17 protein-coding genes are annotated in these 17601 nt (G+C 66.1%); 7 read left to right on the top strand and 10 right to left on the bottom strand.

Annotation, left to right across the window (positions count from 1 at the left end):
- Positions 1-18 precede the first annotated feature (18 nt).
- The 4 genes from IPM73_13620 to IPM73_13605 all read left to right on the top strand — a co-directional run bounded on the left by IPM73_13620 (position 19) and on the right by IPM73_13605 (position 2907).
- Entirely contained in the window at positions 19-729 is a 711-nt protein-coding gene (locus IPM73_13620) for a pirin family protein (protein ID MBK8919037.1), read from the top strand.
- A 96-nt stretch (positions 730-825) separates the two neighbouring features.
- Positions 826-1626, top strand: coding sequence for a response regulator (locus IPM73_13615; GenBank protein ID MBK8919036.1), 801 nt, complete (start codon positions 826-828; stop codon positions 1624-1626).
- Positions 1627-1783: 157 nt separating this feature from the next.
- Positions 1784-2164 carry a thioredoxin family protein gene (locus IPM73_13610; protein ID MBK8919035.1) on the top strand — a complete coding sequence of 127 codons (381 nt, stop codon included), beginning with the start codon at positions 1784-1786 and terminating at the stop codon, positions 2162-2164.
- Between the two features lie 14 nt (positions 2165-2178).
- Positions 2179-2907, top strand: coding sequence for a cytochrome c biogenesis protein CcdA (locus IPM73_13605; protein ID MBK8919034.1), 729 nt, complete (start codon positions 2179-2181; stop codon positions 2905-2907).
- A gap of 11 nt (positions 2908-2918) precedes the next feature.
- On the opposite strand, the gene IPM73_13600 is transcribed toward IPM73_13605, so the two are convergent.
- Positions 2919-4496, bottom strand: a complete 1578-nt coding sequence (locus IPM73_13600; GenBank protein MBK8919033.1) for a trypsin-like peptidase domain-containing protein — start codon at positions 4494-4496, stop codon at positions 2919-2921.
- Positions 4497-4652: 156 nt separating this feature from the next.
- On the opposite strand from IPM73_13600, the gene dnaE reads away from it, so the two are divergent.
- On the top strand, positions 4653-8099 hold the full coding sequence (gene dnaE / locus IPM73_13595) for a DNA polymerase III subunit alpha (protein ID MBK8919032.1): 3447 nt from the start codon (positions 4653-4655) through the stop codon (positions 8097-8099).
- Between the two features lie 32 nt (positions 8100-8131).
- On the opposite strand, the gene IPM73_13590 is transcribed toward dnaE, so the two are convergent.
- From IPM73_13590 to IPM73_13565, 6 genes are all read right to left on the bottom strand, one after another.
- The gene (locus IPM73_13590; protein MBK8919031.1) at positions 8132-8716 is read right to left on the bottom strand and encodes a DUF924 domain-containing protein; all 585 of its coding nucleotides are present in this window, start codon (positions 8714-8716) and stop codon (positions 8132-8134) included.
- A gap of 58 nt (positions 8717-8774) precedes the next feature.
- On the bottom strand, positions 8775-10292 hold the full coding sequence (locus IPM73_13585; protein ID MBK8919030.1) for a methyl-accepting chemotaxis protein: 1518 nt from the start codon (positions 10290-10292) through the stop codon (positions 8775-8777).
- A gap of 145 nt (positions 10293-10437) precedes the next feature.
- Positions 10438-11022, bottom strand: a complete 585-nt coding sequence (locus IPM73_13580) for a response regulator (protein MBK8919029.1) — start codon at positions 11020-11022, stop codon at positions 10438-10440.
- Positions 11023-11207: 185 nt separating this feature from the next.
- The gene (locus tag IPM73_13575) at positions 11208-11807 is read right to left on the bottom strand and encodes a peroxiredoxin (protein MBK8919028.1); all 600 of its coding nucleotides are present in this window, start codon (positions 11805-11807) and stop codon (positions 11208-11210) included.
- A gap of 95 nt (positions 11808-11902) precedes the next feature.
- Positions 11903-12190: an acylphosphatase gene (locus tag IPM73_13570; GenBank protein ID MBK8919027.1), complete on the bottom strand. Its 288-nt coding sequence runs from the start codon at positions 12188-12190 to the stop codon at positions 11903-11905.
- Positions 12184-13869: an STAS domain-containing protein gene (locus tag IPM73_13565; GenBank protein ID MBK8919026.1), complete on the bottom strand. Its 1686-nt coding sequence runs from the start codon at positions 13867-13869 to the stop codon at positions 12184-12186. The genes IPM73_13570 and IPM73_13565 overlap by 7 nt, the downstream gene beginning before the upstream one ends.
- Positions 13870-14017: 148 nt before the next feature.
- Between IPM73_13565 and IPM73_13560 the strand changes: the two genes are divergently transcribed.
- The gene (locus IPM73_13560; GenBank protein MBK8919025.1) at positions 14018-14221 is read left to right on the top strand and encodes a CopG family transcriptional regulator; all 204 of its coding nucleotides are present in this window, start codon (positions 14018-14020) and stop codon (positions 14219-14221) included.
- On the opposite strand, the gene IPM73_13555 is transcribed toward IPM73_13560, so the two are convergent.
- The gene (locus IPM73_13555) at positions 14218-14538 is read right to left on the bottom strand and encodes a hypothetical protein (protein ID MBK8919024.1); all 321 of its coding nucleotides are present in this window, start codon (positions 14536-14538) and stop codon (positions 14218-14220) included. The genes IPM73_13560 and IPM73_13555 overlap by 4 nt on opposite strands.
- A 55-nt stretch (positions 14539-14593) precedes the next feature.
- On the opposite strand from IPM73_13555, the gene IPM73_13550 reads away from it, so the two are divergent.
- Positions 14594-15085, top strand: coding sequence for a metal-binding protein (locus IPM73_13550; GenBank protein MBK8919023.1), 492 nt, complete (start codon positions 14594-14596; stop codon positions 15083-15085).
- Positions 15086-15128: 43 nt separating this feature from the next.
- Here IPM73_13550 and IPM73_13545 read toward each other — a convergent pair whose 3' ends face one another.
- Together IPM73_13545 and IPM73_13540 are read right to left on the bottom strand one after the other, a co-directional pair.
- A complete protein-coding gene (locus tag IPM73_13545) occupies positions 15129-16139 on the bottom strand; it encodes an NAD(P)-dependent alcohol dehydrogenase (GenBank protein ID MBK8919022.1) in 1011 nt (336 codons plus the stop codon).
- A 68-nt stretch (positions 16140-16207) separates the two neighbouring features.
- Positions 16208-17494 carry an NAD(P)/FAD-dependent oxidoreductase gene (locus tag IPM73_13540; protein ID MBK8919021.1) on the bottom strand — a complete coding sequence of 429 codons (1287 nt, stop codon included), beginning with the start codon at positions 17492-17494 and terminating at the stop codon, positions 16208-16210.
- Positions 17495-17601: the final 107 nt, after the last annotated feature.

Raw genomic sequence — 17601 nt, 5'->3', positions numbered from 1 at the left:
ATTCCCGAGGAGTCCAGGATGATCCGCCGCCGCCCTTCTTCCGAGCGCGGTCACGCCGACCACGGCTGGCTGTTGGCCCGACACAGTTTTTCCTTCGCCGATTACCACGACCCGGGCGAAATGGGCTGGGGTTGCCTGCGCGTCCTGAACGAGGATCGCATCCAGCCCGGCCGCGGCTTCGGCATGCATGGACACCGGGACATGGAGGTGGTCACCTATCTCCTGGCCGGAAGCCTCGAACACCGGGACAGCCTGGGCAACGGCGGCGTCATCGGGCCGGGGGAGGTGCAGCGCATGAGTGCCGGCCGCGGCATCCTGCACAGCGAATTCAACCCCTCCTTGCGGGATGAGACCCATCTCCTGCAAATCTGGATCGAGCCGGCGCGGCGCGGGACGCCGGCGAGCTACGAACAGAAGGCGCTTTCTCCGGCCGCCCGGCGAGGTCGCCTCATGCCGGTGGCCACGCCGGACGGTGCCGAGGGGAGTCTCTCCATCGGCCAGGATGCCCACATCCACGCCGCCCTCCTGGCGCCCGGCGAGCGCCTGGCGACGCCGCTGGACCCGGGGCGCCTGGCCTACGTGCATGTGGTTTCCGGCGCCCTGAGCCTGAACGGTGTCGCCCTGGAGGGTGGCGACGGGGCCAAGGTAGCGGAAGAGGGGCTTCTGGAATTTGCGGCGGCGGAAAGCAGCGAGATTCTCCTCTTCGACCTGCCGCCGGCGCGGGTTTAGGGTCGGAGCAAGGGTGTTTCCCCGCGCCGGCCTGCTCCCCGCGGCTCGAACACCCTGCTATAGTGGCCGGACGCAGCGTTTTCAGGGGGTGCCGCCATGCCGGGTTCTTCAGCCCTTGCCGAAATTCACGTCGTTCTGGTCGAGCCTTCGACCATGCAGGCCCATCTGGTGAGTCGCATGCTCGCCAACCAGGGGGTCGGCAGCACGGAAGTCTGCCAGACGGGCGCCGAGGCGCTGCTGGCCCTGCAGAAGGTCGATCGGGGGTGGGTGGTCATCAGCAGCCTCTACCTGCCCGATCAGGCGGGGACCGATCTGGTGGCCGCCATGCGCGCCGATCCCTATCTGGAGGCGGTGCCCTTCATCCTCATTTCCAGCGAGACGCGGCCCCAGGTGCTCGATCCCGTGCGTCAGGCGGGGGCGTGCAGCATCCTCGGCAAACCCTTCAACGAAGAACAGCTTGCCCGGGCCCTCTACGCCGCTGCCGATTATCTCAATCCCCCGGCGGACCTGGATGCCGCCGAACTGGAGCGCCTGCGGGTGCTCCTGGTGGACGACAGCATGGCTTCGCGCCGTCACCTGCGCCGTCTCCTGGAAGAGCTGGGCATCGAACGCATCACCGAAGCCGTCAATGGCAAGGAAGCGGTGGATTGCCTCCAGACCACCATGGTCGATCTGGTCATCACCGACTACAACATGCCGGAAATGGACGGCCGCGAACTCACCGAGTACATCCGCACCCAGAGCTGGCAGAACGCGGTGCCGGTGCTCATGGTGACCAGCGAGCAGAACATGGGCCGCCTGGCGGCAGTGGAAAAAGCCGGCGTTTCGGCCATCTGTGACAAGCCCTTCGAGGCGACCTCCATCCGCAGGCTGATCGGGGATGCCGTGCTGAATTGATCGGCGGGGCTGCCTGTTGCCGCCCCGTAAGTTTTTCTGCCCTGCTCCGACTACTCTGCAGGAGCGGTCCCGGCTTTTCGGTCCGGCGGTCCGTGCGTCCTGTCCATCCAGCGGTGGCACCCTTCCCGGGCCGTTCCGCTGCTCTCCGGAGGTTGCCATGCTCAAACTGTTCAGACTCTTCTTTCTCGGCCTTGCCCTCGTGGCCGGGCAGGCTTTCGCCGCCGGTGTCGCCTACGACCAGGCCCGCTTCGACACCCTCCAGAAGGAAGGCAAGCCCGTCCTGGTCTTCATCCACGCGGATTGGTGCCCCATCTGCAAGGCCCAGGACAAAGTGCTCGATGAACTGCTGCCCACCCCGGAGATGAAGGCGCTGACCGTACTGCGGGTCGATTACGACAAGCAGAAGAACGCCCTGCGCGCCCACAAGGCCACCATGCAGAGCACCCTCGTCCTCTACCGCGGCGGCAAGGAAATCGGTCGCCTCACCGGCGAGACCCGCAAGGATCAGGTGGCGGCCTTCCTCAAGCAGGCGCTCTAGGCGGGCGTCCGGCCATGGATTTCGGTCCGGCCACCTTTGCCCTCGCCCTCGCGGCAGGGGGGCTGTCCACCCTGTCGCCCTGTGTGCTTCCCCTGGTGCCCATCCTCCTGGCGACGGCCGTTGCTGCGCACCGCCTGGGGCCCTTCGCCCTGGCCGGGGGGCTCGCCCTGTCCTTCACCGTGGTGGGGGTTCTGGTCGCCAGCCTGGGGGTTGCCGTCGGCATCGACCAGGGCGCTTTGCGCAACGTGGCGGCGATCCTGCTTCTCGGCTTTGGTCTGGTGTTGCTCTCGGGGCGTCTGCAGGAGCGCTTCGCGGCGGCGACTTCGGGTCTGTCCGGCGCCGGTCAAAGCCTGCTCGCCCGCATCACCCTGGATGGGCTCCCGGGGCAGTTCGTCCTGGGGCTCCTGCTCGGCGTGGTCTGGAGCCCCTGTGTGGGACCGACCCTCGGTGCCGCCATCACCCTGGCGAGCCAGGGGCGCGACCTGCTACAAGTCACCGCGCTGATGGCCGTCTTCGGCATCGGCGCCGCCCTGCCCCTGGTGATTCTGGGGGTGGCCTCACGGCAGGCCCTGGGCAGGATGCGCGGTCGCCTGCTCGCCGCCGGCAAGGCGGGCAAGCGGCTCCTGGGCGGTGTCATGCTGCTCCTGGGGCTGCTCATCCTGTCTGGCCTGGACAAGCGCTTCGAGGCCTGGATTCTGAGCATCGCGCCGGAGTGGTTCGTGCAGCTGACGACCTCTCTGTGATCCTTGGGTAATTACAGGATCTCGAAACTCACCACGGCGTCCGGGGAGAGGATCACCACGTCGCCGCGCCGCACGGGCTGCTCGGTGACGCGTCCGCGGGCGACGTCATTCACGAAGGTGCCGTTGGTCGAGCCGGGATCCGAAACCACCCAGACCCCGTTGCGCTGGCCGATCCACAGGTGGCGGCCGGAAATCTTGTCGGCAACGACCACCAGATTGGACTTGGAGCCGTCGCGGCCGAGGTAGCTGCCCCCGGGGGGCACTTCGATGCGCTGCCCGCTCAGGGGGCCGCTGCGAAAGAGAATGGGCAGGCCACCAATGCCGGAGCGGGCCACCACGGTGGCGTCGATGGGGACCGCCGCCGGCGCCGCGGCGGGGGGCATGGGGGGCGGGGTCCGTGGCGTGGTCGCCGGGGCGGGGGTTCCCGCCGGCCGGGCGGCACGCCGGCGCAGCGCGACGCCGAAGCCGACGCCGCCCAGAAGCATGGCCGCTCCCCCGCCGATGATGGCCCACATCAGGCCCGGGTTGCTCTCGACCCAGCCCGGGGGCGCTTCGCGGATGCGGGGCAGCGCGATGCCGAGATCCTTCATCACCGGCACGGCGACGCTGATGTCCAGGGCCCAGCCGATGCCCTGCTGCATGGCCCGATCCTTGCCCGGGACGAAGGTGTTGATGCCGATCACTTCGCCCCGCCGGTTGTAGAGGGGGCCGCCGGAGTTGCCGGGGTTGATGGCGGCGTCGGTTTCGATGACCGGCATGCCCTTGATACCGCTCTTTGCGGCTTCCCCGGCCACTTCCCGCTCCCCCCCAAGCTTGCTGACGATGCCGCGCTTCATGGTCGGAATGTACTTGGCGGACTCGATCAGATCGCTTCCGCCCGGGTATCCCACGGTATAGACCTCCTCCGATACGCTCAGGGCACCGCCGGTGGCGAAGACCGTCACGCTGGGCTTGTCGGCCAGGGGGCGGGGCAGTTTGAGTACCGCGAGGTCGAGGCCGGCAGCGCTCTTTTTCTTGTCGTCGTTCCAGGCCGACCAGGTGATCTGGGCCACTGGTGTGCGGATCGGCGCTCCGCCGGTCTTGCTGGGGTGCACCACTGCCAGGGCCTGGGTCACGTAGGGGAAATTGGCGCTGGCTGTTTCCTGGGCATGCGTGTCGAGAAAACGCTTGATGTAGCCCACCCGCCACTTGGTGTCCTGGACGAACTTCTGCGCCTTGCCCTGATCCTGCTCGAGATCGTGCACCATGGACTGTTGCAGATCCTTGGGCAGGCCGTTCAGCAGGGCTTTCCAGTCGCTCACGTCCACCTTGGTGAGGGGCTCGATGTAGTTCTCGTACAGTGCGGTCTTGAGGACTTCGATCTTGTTGTCCGGGTGGCAGGTGTTGATGACGTGGCTGTTGGTCAGCACGTATTCCGAATTGCCCACCAGAAAACCGGTGCCGTGACCGGCCTGGAAGGCCTTGCCCTTGAAGGTGACGGCGCATTCGACGCGCAGCACTTCGTCGAGCATGCGCGCGTGGACACCGGGGTCTTCGGCAAGGGCGGCGGTGGACGCTGCAAGACAAAGGGCGAAGGCAAGGCGCTGCATGGAGAACTCCCTGGGATGCCCCTTCATCGAGGCGAAGTTTTGGTCTTGTTGTGACTTGCACCGCCGCAGCGGCCGGCGCGATTATATCCCGTTAGCGTTTCCTGCTGCTGAAGTCGGGGAGCGGCTGCGTCCGCGTCCGCGGTAAAATCGCCCCCCATGAATCCCCCACGCTTCGTCCACCTCCGCCTGCACTCCGAATATTCCATCACCGACGGCATCGTGCGTCTCGGGGATGCCGTCAAGCGCGCGGCGGCGGACGGCATGCCGGCCCTGGCGCTCACCGATCTGGGCAATCTCTTCGGCCTGGTGAAGTTCTATGCGGCGGCCCGGGGGCGGGGAGTCAAGCCGGTGGCCGGCGCCGACGTGTGGATCACCGATGCGGAGAATCCCGAAGGCGCCACACGGCTTCTTCTCCTGGTGCGCAATCGGGCGGGCTACCTCCAGTTGTGCCGCCTGCTCACGCGGTCCTTCCTGGCCGACGGCCGGCGCGATCGTGCAGAAATTCGCCGTCCCTGGCTGCGGGAGACGGGGTGCGACGGCCTCATCGCGCTTTCCGGCGGGCCGGCGGGGGATGTGGCCGAGGCTTTGGCCAACGGCAATGCCGATCTGGCGCGGGAGCGGGCCCTGGCCTGGGAGGCGCTTTTTCCCGGGGCCTTCTATCTGGAGGTGCAGCGCTACGGCCAGCCCCAGCAGGAGAGTTTCGTCCAGGCCACGGCGGACCTGGCCGCCGACCTGGGCCTGCCCCTGGTGGCGACTCATCCGGTGCAGTTTCTCGAGCGGGACGATTTTCGCGCCCACGAGGCCCGGGTCTGTATCGCCGAGGGCTATGTCCTGGGCGACACCCGCCGTCCGCGGCCCTACACCGAGGAGCAGTATTTCAAGACCCAGGCGGAGATGGCCGAGCTATTCGCCGACCTGCCCGAAGCCTTGGCCAATGCGGTCGAGATCGCCCGCCGCTGTTCCGTCGAACTGACCCTGGGCAAGAATTTCCTGCCGGACTTTCCCACCCCGGAAGGCATGAGCCTGGCGGATTTCCTGGTGCGGGAGGCACAGGACGGGCTGGAAAGGCGCCTGGTCGAGCTCTACCCCGATGCCGCCGAGCGCGAGCGCCGCCGGCCGGAGTACGACGCCCGTCTGGTGTTCGAGTGCGACACCATCATCCAGATGGGCTTCCCGGGCTACTTCCTGATCGTGGCGGACTTCATCAACTGGGCCAAGCAGAACGGCGTTCCGGTGGGGCCGGGACGGGGCTCCGGAGCGGGTTCGCTGGTGGCCTACAGCCTGCGTATCACCGACCTGGATCCCCTCGCCTACGCCCTGCTCTTCGAGCGCTTTCTGAACCCGGAGCGGGTGTCCATGCCCGACTTCGACGTGGACTTCTGCCAGGACAACCGCTGGCGGGTGATCGAGTACGTGCGTGAGCGCTACGGTGCCGAGGCGGTGTCCCAGATCGCCACCTTCGGCACCATGTCCTCCAAGGCAGTCATCCGCGACGTGGGCCGCGTGCTGGACCTGCCCTATTCGCTGTGCGACCGCCTGTCCAAGCTCATCCCGGTGGTGCAGAACAAGCCGGTTTCCCTGGCCGATGCCCTGGAGCAGGAGCCGGCCCTGAAGGAGATGATGGCCGACGATCGCGACGGCGAATCGATCCGCGAACTCTTCGGCCTGGCCGCCCGCCTGGAAGATCTCACCCGCAACGTCGGCATGCACGCCGGCGGCGTGCTCATCGCTCCGGGCCGCATCACCGATTTCTGTCCCATCTACCAGGCTACCGGCGCCGACGCCTCACCCGTCTCCCAGTTCGACAAGGACGACGTGGAGAAAGCCGGCCTGGTGAAGTTCGACTTCCTCGGCCTCAGAAACCTGACCATCATCGAGCTGGCCGTCGAGTACATCCGCCGCATGACCGGCGAGAAACTCGACCTCATGAGCCTGGGCTTCGGCGATCCGGCCGCCTACCAGATCCTCAAGGACGCCAACACCACGGCGATCTTCCAGGTGGAATCGGACGGCATGAAGAAGCTCCTGAAGAAGCTCGCCCCTGACCGCTTCGAAGACATCATCGCCGTGCTCGCCCTCTACCGTCCCGGCCCCCTGGGATCGGGCATGGTGGATGACTTCATCCTGCGCAAGAAGGGCCAGCAGAAGATCGACTACTTCCACCCGGACCTCACCGCCTGCCTGTCGCCCACCTACGGCGTGATCGTGTACCAGGAACAGGTGATGCAGATCTCCCAGATCATCGGCGGCTACACCCTGGGCGGCGCCGACATGCTGCGCCGCGCCATGGGCAAGAAGAAGCCCGAGGAGATGGCCAAGCACCGGGAGACCATCGCTGCCGGCGCCAGGGAGAAAGGCTACGACCCGGCCCTGGCCGAGCAGCTCTTCGACCTGATGACCAAATTCGCGGAGTACGGCTTCAACAAGTCTCACACCGCCGCCTACGCCGTCGTCACCTATCACACCGCCTGGCTCAAGGCCCATCACTGCGCGGCCTTCATGGCGGCGACCCTGTCTTCGGACATGGACAACACTGACACGGTGAAAATCTTCTACGAGGACACCGTCGCCAACAAGATCGCTGTGCGGGGTCCGGACGTCAATGCCTCCGCCTACCGTTTCGAGCCGGTGGATCGCAAGACCATCCGCTACGGCCTGGGGGCGGTGAAGGGCACTGGCCAGCAGGCGGTGGAGTGCATCCTTTCCGCCCGGGAGAAGGATGGACCGTTCAAGGATCTGTTCGATTTTTGCAAGCGTGTGGACAAGCGCCTGGTCAATCGCCGCACCATCGAAGCGCTGATTCGCGCTGGCGCCTTCGACGCGCTGGATGACAATCGCCACAAGCTGATGGCCTCGGTGGGCATTGCCATGGACTTCGCCGAACAGGCGGAGAAGAACGCCATGCAAGTCAGCCTCTTCGACATCGGCCCGGCCGCCGAGGAGCACGCGCCCCGGTACGTCGAGGTCAAGCCCTGGGAGGAAAAGGAGCGCCTCATGCAGGAGAAGCAGGCCCTGGGCTTCTTCTTCTCGGGCCACCCCTACGACGCCCATCGCCGGGAACTGGCCCGCTTCGCCCGGCGCAGCCTTGCTCAGATCGAACCGTCCAAGGAGATGACGGCCATCGCCGGTATCGTGGTCGGCGTGCGCACCCAGATGACCCGCCGGGGCAAGATGCTCTTCGTCCAGTTGGACGACGGCACGACCATGGTCGAAGTGTCGGTCTTCAACGAACTGTTCGAGGCCGAGCGCAGCAAGATCGTCACCGACGAAGTGCTGGTGGTCGAGGGCAAGGTCAGCTACGACGATTTTTCCGGCGCCAACCGGGTGGTGGCGGACAAGCTGATGACCCTGGGGGAAGCCCGTGCCCGCTTTGCCAAGCACCTGCTTATCCGCATGAACGGCGGCGCCGATGCCCGCCGCCTGAAGGCCCTGCTGGCGCCTTTCGGGCCCGGCCCGGCTCCCGTGCGGGTGCGCTACCGCAATGCCAGCGCCGAGTGCGAATTGCTCCTGGGGGATTCTGCCCGGGTGCGCCTGGACGATGCCTTGATCGCATCCCTCCACGAGTGGCTGGCGCCGGAAAACGTGGAAGTCGTGTACCCGTAGCCCAAATGCGCGCTCCTCCCGAATGGAGGGCGTCAGAATCCGCTGCCCGGTTGGGCCAGATATTCCGCTTCCTCGGGCGTATTCGCTCGCCCGAGAAGGGTATTGCGGTGGGGAAAGCGGCCGAAGCGGGCGATGACCTCCCGGTGGCGCCGCGCATAGTCGGCGAAGCTCGCCAGTTCCGGCGCTTCCGCGGCCAGGGCTTCGAAGAGCGCCACGGCCCGCGCCTGGGCGACAGACGACTCGGCATGCTCGAAGGGAAAGTAGAAGAAGGCCCTTTGCAGGGGGGGCAATGCCCGGTCGAAGCACGCCGCCAGGGCTTTCTCGGCCAGGGCCAAAGCCTTGCCGTCGCTGGCGAAGGCCTTGGGCTGGTCGCGGTAGATCTGGCGGGAAAACTGGTCGAGGACCAGGATCAGGGCGAGGGCGGATTCGGCCTGTTCGTCCCAGGCGTTGAGGAGGCCCCCGTGGGCCCACAGGTGGAGGGCGCGGAAACGGCCCCGGATTTCGGCATCGGCCGCGGCGTCCTTGTTGAACCAGACCGCCCGGGGTTTGCCGAAGTCCGCATCGTCGGGCTGGCCGAACCAGTAGGCGAGCACGTCACGAAAACCCGCTGCGGCCATGTCAGCCCCGAATCACGGCAGGCCCTTGCCCACCGCTTGCCCTGCGCACGCCCCGGACCTACTTCACCATGTCGGTCTTGAAACCGATGCGTACCGCGCCCCAGTGGCGACCGCCGATGGTGATGGGCATGGAGAGGTCGTTGAGGATTTCGCCCGTGTCGCGGACGTACGTCTGGAAGAGAGAGGGTTTCTGGTTGGTGGCCAGCTTGATGCCGACGGGGTCGTTGAACATGCGCTTGTGGCGACACTTGGCGGTGTCGACCACCGGGTCGCCGGTCGGCGCATTGGAGAAAATGCTGTTGTGGGCCGGGGCGTAGCCCTTGCTATCCACCGCGAGGGAATAGATCAGCCCGGGCATGTCGCGCAACAGGTCGTCGTAGATGCGGGTCAGCTCGGAATCGCACTGGCTGTCGTAGGCTGTGGTGAAGCGCTTGGGGTTGGAAGCGGGAATGTCCTTGTACGCCTGGTCGAAAACATTCACCCCCCGGTCGGCGAGGCGCTGCAGCACTGCTGCCACCTTGTCGCGGAAGGCGGCGCTGGCATCGTGCAGCTTGTCGAACATGCTGTTGCCGGTGCGGAAATCCGCCAGAGTGCCCTGCAGGTCTTCGGTGGAACCCCGCAGAGTCTTGGAGGAATCCTCGCACTGGCGCACCTTGCCGGAAATGTCCAGGGCCAGATTGCGGATTTCCTCGACTTCGCTGTGGATCGACTGGTTGCTTTCCCGCAGGTTGCGGATGGCGCCGGCGATGGTGCCCAACTGGTCGGTGGTCTGCTTGAAGTCCTCGACCATGGCGCCCAGGTCGCGGGCGGAGGTTTCGATGTAACTATTGGCCTGGGTGACGTCGCCGACGATGGCGCGGGTTTTTTCCGAGGTGTCCACGACCAGGTTGATCATGGACTGGGTGTTCTGGCCGATGACCTGGGTTGCCGTCTTGACCTTTTCGGCCAGCTTGCGCACTTCGTCCGCAACCACCGCGAAGCCGCGCCCCGCCTCGCCCGCCCGGGCTGCCTCGATGGCCGCGTTGAGTGCCAGCAGGTTGGTCTGGTCGGAAATGTCGTTGATGAGGGAAACGATCTCGTTGATCTTCATCGAGCTGGTGTGCAGCTCGCCCACCGTGGTGGCGAAGTGCTCGATGTGGGCGTTGGCCGACTGCATGGTGTCGGCCACGGTATGCATCTGGTCCAGGGAGCGCTGGGCAAGATCCAGGTTGTTATGCGTCGAGGACTCGATGGCGTCGGCGTTGAGAGCGACTTCGGAAACGGCCTGATTGACCCGGTTGCTGGAGGCGAAGACGGCTTCGGCCAGATCTTCCTGCTTTTTGACTGCGCTGCCGGTCAATTGCACCAGATGGTTCATTCGGGCGGCGTCGGCGGCGATGCTGACGCTCTTTTCCCGGGCGTGGACGATGAGTCCGCGGACCTTGGAAAAGAAGCGATTGAGGTTGGCCGATATGCGCCCGGCAGTACCGCTGTCGCTGCTGCCGATGGAGCAGGAAAGATCCGCGTTGCCGTCAGCAATGGCCGCGATGTCGCGGTCGATCTTGTCGAGGGAAGCGTTGCCGCCAAATAGCCCCATGTTTATCTCCTCACCCTGTCGTTCTTGTGTATGCGCAGGACTGTTCTGCGAATGATACGTTACCGGAAAAGCCCTCGCCAGCGGATTTCTTCCCGATTACGGCCCGGATCGCCGTGACTTGAAGGAAATCCATCCAAAGGCATGTTCAGCTCCTGCGTCGCGTGGTCAGACGCGCCTGGGTGTAGCCCTTGAGCTCGTGGAAGGGAACGGGTTTCTGGTACACATTGACCGCGGGCGGAAGACCCCCGGCGGCCTCGATTTCGGCGTCGGAAAGCGAACTCACCACGAGGATGTCCATGGTGGCGAGCTCGGAACGCTCGCGCAGGCGGCGGACCATTTCGAAGCCGTCCATGGCCGGCATGACCAGATCGGCGATGAGGATATCGGGGACGGCACGGCCCACCTCCACCAAGCCGTCGAAGCCGTTGTCCACCAGGCGCACGCGGAGGGGGAACTGCCAGGAAGCCAGGGTCGTTTCGTACAGCTTGCGCTGCAGGGGGTCGTCCTCGGCGATCAGGATGTCCAGGGGGCGTTCCGCATTGTCGGCCCGGGTCGCCGGGTGAGTGCGGGCGATATAGGACTCCACCGAGTTGGCCAGGATGCGGCGGTGGCCACCCGCGGTTTTCCAGGCTTCGAGCGCGCCGGACTCCACCATCTGCTGCACGGTGCCCAGGGATACGCCCAGTCGGGCGGCGACTTGCCGGGTGGTCAGGTAGCGATCGTCAGCCATGATCCGTCGAAAACCTCAATGTTCCCGGATTGTACATAAATGGCAAAATTACCACAGCGCTTTCGCGGGGGTATGAAAAAACCCCGCCGGGGCGGGGTTTTCGAGCCGATGCGAGGCCGGGACGCATGGCCGATGCGGCAAGCTGACGCTGCACCTGGCGGGCCATGAGAAGGCAGCCGCAGCGATCAGAGCTTCTTGGCGTTCTTGGCCAGATAGGCAGCGACGCCTTCCGGGCTGGCGGTCATGCCCGGTTTGCCCTTGTTCCAGCCCGCCGGGCAGACCTCGCCGTGTTCCTCGAAGAACTGAAGGGCGTCGACCATGCGCAGCATTTCGTCGATGTTGCGGCCCAGGGGCAGCATATTGACCACCTGGTGCATGACCACGCCGTTCTTGTCGATGAGGAAGGAGCCGCGCAGGGCGACGCCGGCGGCTTCCAGTTCCACGTCGTAGGCGCGGCAGATGTCGTGCTTGACGTCGGCGACCAGGGGGTAGCCGACCTGCCCGATGCCGCCTTCCTTGACGGCGGTATTCTTCCAGGCCAGGTGGGTGAATTGGGAGTCGATGGAAACGCCGATGACTTCCACGCCACGCTGCTTGAATTCCTCAAGGCGATGATCGAAGGCGATCAGCTCGGAGGGGCAGACGAAGGTGAAATCCAGCGGGTAGAAGAACAGCACCACGGGCTTGCCGCGGTAGCTGGAGAGCTTGAGTTCCTTGATTTCGTTATTGCCATAGACAGCGGTGGCGGTGAAGTCCGGGGCTTGCTTGCCGACGAGAACGGCCATGGGAATCTCCTGCGAATGGGGAGTGAACGAGGGACGCGCAAAGGGGCGCGCCGGGCTGGGGAGGGGACGACTGTAGCGAAAGGTCTTTGCCGCTGTCAAACCGTGGAATGCTGGTGAAAACCCTGAGGCGGACTCTCCTGGCTCTCCCAGATCGCCACGGCGTCGACGACGGCTCCGGCCGGTCCCCCGCGAGCCCAGTCGGCCAACTGCGCAAGGGCGCCCTCGTCTCCGTGGGCCAGGGCTTCGACGCTGCCGTCCCGCCGGTTGCGCACCCAGCCGTCAAGGCCCAGGCGGGTCGCTTCTGCGATCATCGACCAGCGGTAACCGACCCCCTGGACGGTACCCGTGATGGTCAAGTGGCGTGACACCGGCGGCTTCACAATTCATCGCCTCCCATGAGGTCGGGGAGAAGCATGTTCGCCCGCCGCAGGGCGTGGGCCAGGTCGGGACAGACGTTGTCGTCCCCCAGGTGGTCCACGAAGCCGGAGCGATAGACGAGAGAACCGGGCTGTGAATTGAGGCCGCACAGCAACAGGTGGCAGCGGCGCTTGGCGAGTTGCTCGCGCAGGCTTTCCAGTCCTTCGAGCCCCGTGGTGTCGAGCTGGATCAGGCGGCTCATGTCCAGGATGACCACCTCCGGGTGCCCGGCTGCCGGGTCGAGGAGGGCCTCCAGCTTGTGCACGGCGCCAAAGAAGAGGGAGCCGAAAATCTGCCAGGTGGCTACCCGCAGAGTGCCATCGGGGTAGAGGAAGCGGGCCTCGGTGGCCGCCTCGCGCAGGGGGCGGTGCTCGACGGTGGTGAGATCCGACATGCGGTAGATGAAAAAGAGGCAGGCCAGCACCATGCCGAATTCGACGGCGATGGTCAGGTCGAAGACCACGGTGAGGGTGAAGGTGGCGAGCAGGATGGTGCGGTAAGCCAGGGAGTAGCGACGCAGTTCGCGGAACTCGTGCCACTCGCCCATGTTGATGGCCACCACCATGACGATGGCCGACAGCGTGGCCAGGGGTACATAGGCCGCCAGCGGTGCGGCCACGAGAACGACGGCGAGCAGCACGCCGGCATGGACCATGCCGGCCACCGGGGTACGGCCGCCGCTGCGCACGTTGGTGGTGGTGCGGGCGATGGCGCCGGTGGCGGCGAAGCCGCCGAAGAAGGGCGCGGCGATATTGGCCAGACCCTGGGCGACCAGCTCCTGGTTGGGGTCGTGGCGGTCGTCGATCTGGCCGTCGGCTACCCGGGCGGAGAGCAGGGACTCGATGGCCCCCAGCAGTGCGATGGCCAGGGCAGGGGAAATGAGCTTGCCGAAATCGTGAATCGAGAGCGCGGGCAGGCCGATGTCGGGAAGTGTCTGGGGAATGCCATTGAAGCGGCTGCCGATGGTTTCCACCGGCAGATCGAGGACGAAGGCCGCCACCGTGCCGGCGACGAGGACCGCCAGGGGCCCCGGCGCCCGGCGCAACACGGCAATGCGCTGGGCCAGTCGATTGTAGAAAAGCAGGAAGACGAAGGACGCCAGGGCCAGGCCCAGGGTAATCGGGTCCACGGTATGCGCGTGGGCGGCAAGCGTCTTGAGGCGCAGGAAGAACTCCGCCGGCAGGTTGTCGATCTTCAGCCCGAAAAAATCCTTGATCTGGGCGAGGAAGATGACCACCGCGATACCGTTGGTGAAGCCGATCACCACGGTGACCGGAATGAAGCGGATCAATTGTCCCAGTCGGGCCAGGCCCATCGCCAGGAGAAAGATGCCGGCAAGCACGGTGGCGCCCATGAGGTTGGCGAAGCCGTGAGCGGCGACGATGCCATAGACGATGGGAATGAAGGCGCCGGTTGGGCCGCCGATCTGCACCCGGGAGCCGCCCAGGGCGGCCGTGATGAAGCCGGCGACGATGGCCGTCCAGATACCCGCGGTAGGGGAACAGCCGGAGGCGATGGCGAAGGCCATGGCCAGCGGCAGGGCCAGCACCCCGACGGTCAGGCCGGCGGCCATGTCCCGCCCGAACTGTCCCCGATTGTAGGTGGGGAGGCAATCCAGCAACTTCGGGCGGAAGGCGATTTTCATGGGGGTCGAGGAGGGACGGGCGCCACCGTTGACGCGCCGCTCAAGCGCACATTACATTTGCCGTGTATTATGTGTCAATGTTAATAAAATGATAACAACGCCGCGGCGGGCGCTGCCTCTGCGGTGACCATGCAGGAAACAGCCTATGGTGGAGAATCGAACAGCCCGCCTGACCCTCCTGATCGATCCCGTAAAGAAACGGCTCTTCGAGGAAATCTGCGCGGCCCAGGATCTGACGCCCTCCCAGGTCGTCCGCCGCCTCATCCGCCAGTACGTCATCGACAACGCCGGCGGGAGAGAACTGCCGGAGTGGTTGCAGGCGGGTGGGGCGCGGGGGGAGGACGGGGCCTAATCGCCCTGCGGCGGCAGCTTGGCACCCGGGTGATTGCGGGCAATGTATTCGGCGTAACGCGCCTGCAGTTCTGGTCCCTGCTTGCCAATTTCGCCCAGGATGCGGGCGACCGCCCAAATCATGACGGCCACTCCGCCTGCGGTGCAGGCCACGGCTTCAACAAGGGAGCCCGGAAAGCCGGCGATGAACAGGCCTTTTTTCCCCACGAACCAGGTGGCGCCCAGGGCGATGCAGACCAGGCCGAAGACATCGGCCAGGGCATAGGCCAGGATACGCAGGGTAAGTCGGGGGCGGGGTGGGCGGTTCAGGCTGAGCATGGGGTGGCGGCTATAATGGGATGATCTCCATTCTCGCCCAGGACGACCTTCCGCGATGTCCAGACTTTCCCTGATAGTGCTGCTGCTTGCGCCCTGCTTGGTCTGGGCGGGTTCCACCCCGCCGGTGGTCGAGATTCACATGCCTTCGCCGTGTCTCGCGTGCATCGAATGGGGGGCCCATCTGGCCGACAACGGCTTCAAGGTGGTCTACAAGGAAAGTGCCGACATGGCCGCGGTGAAACGCCGTCTGAAGGTGCCCCAGGACATGGAGTCGGTGCATACCGCCACCGTGGCCGGCTATTTCGTCGAAGGCCATGTGCCTGCGGAAGACATTCACGAATTGCTGCGGGAAAAGCCCAAGGCCCGAGGAATTGCCGTCCCCGGGCTGCCACGGGGGGCGCCGGGACGGGAGTTCAGCAACCCCACCTGCGAGACGGCCTGCACCATGCTCGACCCGACCACGGGGGAGAGACGGGTGCAGCATGAACTTTACGAAACCTTTCTCATCCTGCCGGACGGTTCCACGAAACGCTGGGCGCGGCACTGAGAGCCTGTGAAAATTTCATTCACCGCCGCCCGACGCCCGGGGATCACCACTCCAGGCAGATCTTGCCGAAGTGCTGGTTGCTTTCCTGGTAGCGGAAGGCGTCGACGATGCCTTCCAGGGGGAAACTGCGGTCGATGACGGGACGCAGACCGGTGGCGTCGATGGCATTGATCATGTCCATCTGGTGACGCCGGCTGCCGACCAGCACCCCTTGCAGGCGGAGTTGCCGCACCAGGGCGGTGACGAAGGCGAGCTTGCCTTCCAGGCCCGAGAGGATGCCGATCACCGAAACATGGCCGCCGATACGGGTGGCGACCATGGATTGGTCCAGGGTGGCGGGCCCACCGACCTCGACCACATGGTCCACGCCCCGGCCGCCGGTAAGTCTGCGGGCGGTTTCGCCCCAGGCGGCGTCCTTCTTGTAATTGATGAGGTGGTCGGCGCCGAGGGCTTCGAGGCGGGCAAGCTTGTCATCGCTGGACGAGGTGGCGATGACCCGGGCGCCCGCCGCTTTGGCGAATTGCAGGGCGAAGATGGAGACGCCGCCGGTGCCCTGGACGAGAACGGTGTCGCCGGGTTTGAGGTGATCGTCGGAAAACAGCGCCCGCCAGGCGGTGAGGCCGGCGGTAGTCAGCGTGGCCGCCTCGGCGTGGCTGTAGCCGCAGGGGGCGCGGGTGAAGGCTGTGGCGGGGCGGGTGATGACTTCACGGGCGTAGCCGTCGACGCCGTCGCCGGGAACGGTGGCAAAGCCCTCGACTTGCGGGGGGCCGTCGTGCCAGGTGGGAAAGAAGGTGCTGACCACCCGGTCGCCTAGGTTGAATTCCGTCACACCTTCGCCGATGGCAATCACCTCGCCCGCCCCGTCGGCCATGGGAATGCGCGTTTCGCCGGGGCCCCACACACCCTTGACGACCACGTAATCGTGATAGTTGAGGGAGCTGGCGTGGAGGCGCACGGTGATATCGCCGACCCGGGGTGGAGCGGCTGCGCGGCTGCCGACGCTGACCTGGTCGAAACCGCCGCCGGCGGCGAGGAGGATGGCTTTGCTGGACATGTTGTCTCCCTTGTGGATTTGAAAGCTGAGCGGGTCGGGCCTCGTGCTGGCGTAAACGGGGCGGACTTCTAGAGCGCAGGCGTGCCGAAGAGTTCCCCGACCTGGGCCCGCTGCCAGGCTTCATCTTCCCCTTCCGGCTGGGCGTCGTAGGACTGCTTGACCGTCTGCTGGATGACGCCGTCGCCGCGCAGGCGGTAGTGGGTGTCGACGCGCATCAGTTCCCGTGGTTCGGCGCGGGCCGCCACGTAGCAGGTGCTTTCGGGCAGGCGCTTTTCCGGCTCCCGGCCCTGGCTGCGGGCGGCGATGGCCTGGGCGGCAATGCGCCCCAGCCGGGCCGCCATGTGGCCGGTCTTGGGGTAGTGGCCGAAGAGGAGCGAGGCCTTGTCCACGATGTCGCCGACCAGATAGACCCGCTCGTCGCCGGGGGCGTGGAGCTGGATGGGATCCATGGCCGCCCAGCCGGTGGCCTTTCCGGCGGCATCGCGAGCCATGAGGTCTGCCTGCCACACGAGATCGCCCGCCTGCTGGGGTGGCAGCAGGATGGCCTCGGCGAAGGCAATGGTGTCGAAATCCGTGGTGACGACCTTCTTGAACGGGTCGAGGCTGACGATGCGGGCCTGGGGCAGATAGTTGATGCGCTCCCGGTAGGCACTCTTGAAAATACGGTCGAAACCGAGGGCTGCCGGGTTGGGGTCGAGGACGTGGATGTGGCCGGGGAGACCGCGCTTTTCCAGGGACCAGGCGAGGAGACCGGCCCGCTCGTAGGGGGCGGGGGGGCAGCGGTAGGGCATGGGGGGCACGGTGAGCAGCCAGTCGCCGCCAGTGAAGGCGGCGATCCTGCGCTTGAGCGCCAGGGCCTCGCCAGGGCCGGTGAAGGCGGCGGGGAAGTGCTTGCGGCAGTACTCGGCGGCGGCGCGGTCGTCGCCGAACCAGGCGCCGTAGTCGTGCCGGATGCCGACGGCGAGAATGAGCCAGTCGTAGGCCAGTGCACCCGCCGCGGTGACGACTCGCCGGCGCTCCCGGTCGATGGCCGTCACTTCGGCGGTGATGAGCCGGTAGCCGAAGGTTCTGGCGGCGGCGCCGAGGTCACGGGTCAGTTGCGTGCCGTCGTTGAGTCCCACCAGCCAGAGGTTGGACAGGGGGTTGGACCAGAAGGCCACTTCCTTCTCGACCACCACGACCTCCAGGTCGGGCGCCTGTTCCCGCAGGGTACGGGCCGCGGCGAGGCCCCCCCAGCCGCCACCGACGATGACCACGCGGCGGCCAGTGGAAGCGGGCAACAGATCGGCCCGGGCCGTCAGGGAGGCGCCGAAGGCCGCCGAGGCGGCCAGGAAGTGGCGACGGCTGAGGGCCACTATCGAGGTAAAAGACGCGCCGCGTCTCTGTAACCTCCCCTCGCCCGCGTTGCGGGAGAGGAGCCTGCCCTGAGCCCGTCGAAGGGGGCGGGGGAGAGGGCAGCAGG

Source organism: Betaproteobacteria bacterium (assembly GCA_016720065.1).
In the GTDB taxonomy this organism is placed as follows: Bacteria; Pseudomonadota; Gammaproteobacteria; order Burkholderiales; family Rhodocyclaceae; genus SSSZ01.
The sequence above is the reverse complement of the archived record's forward strand: the minus strand, read 5'-3'. Positions and strand labels throughout refer to the sequence as shown.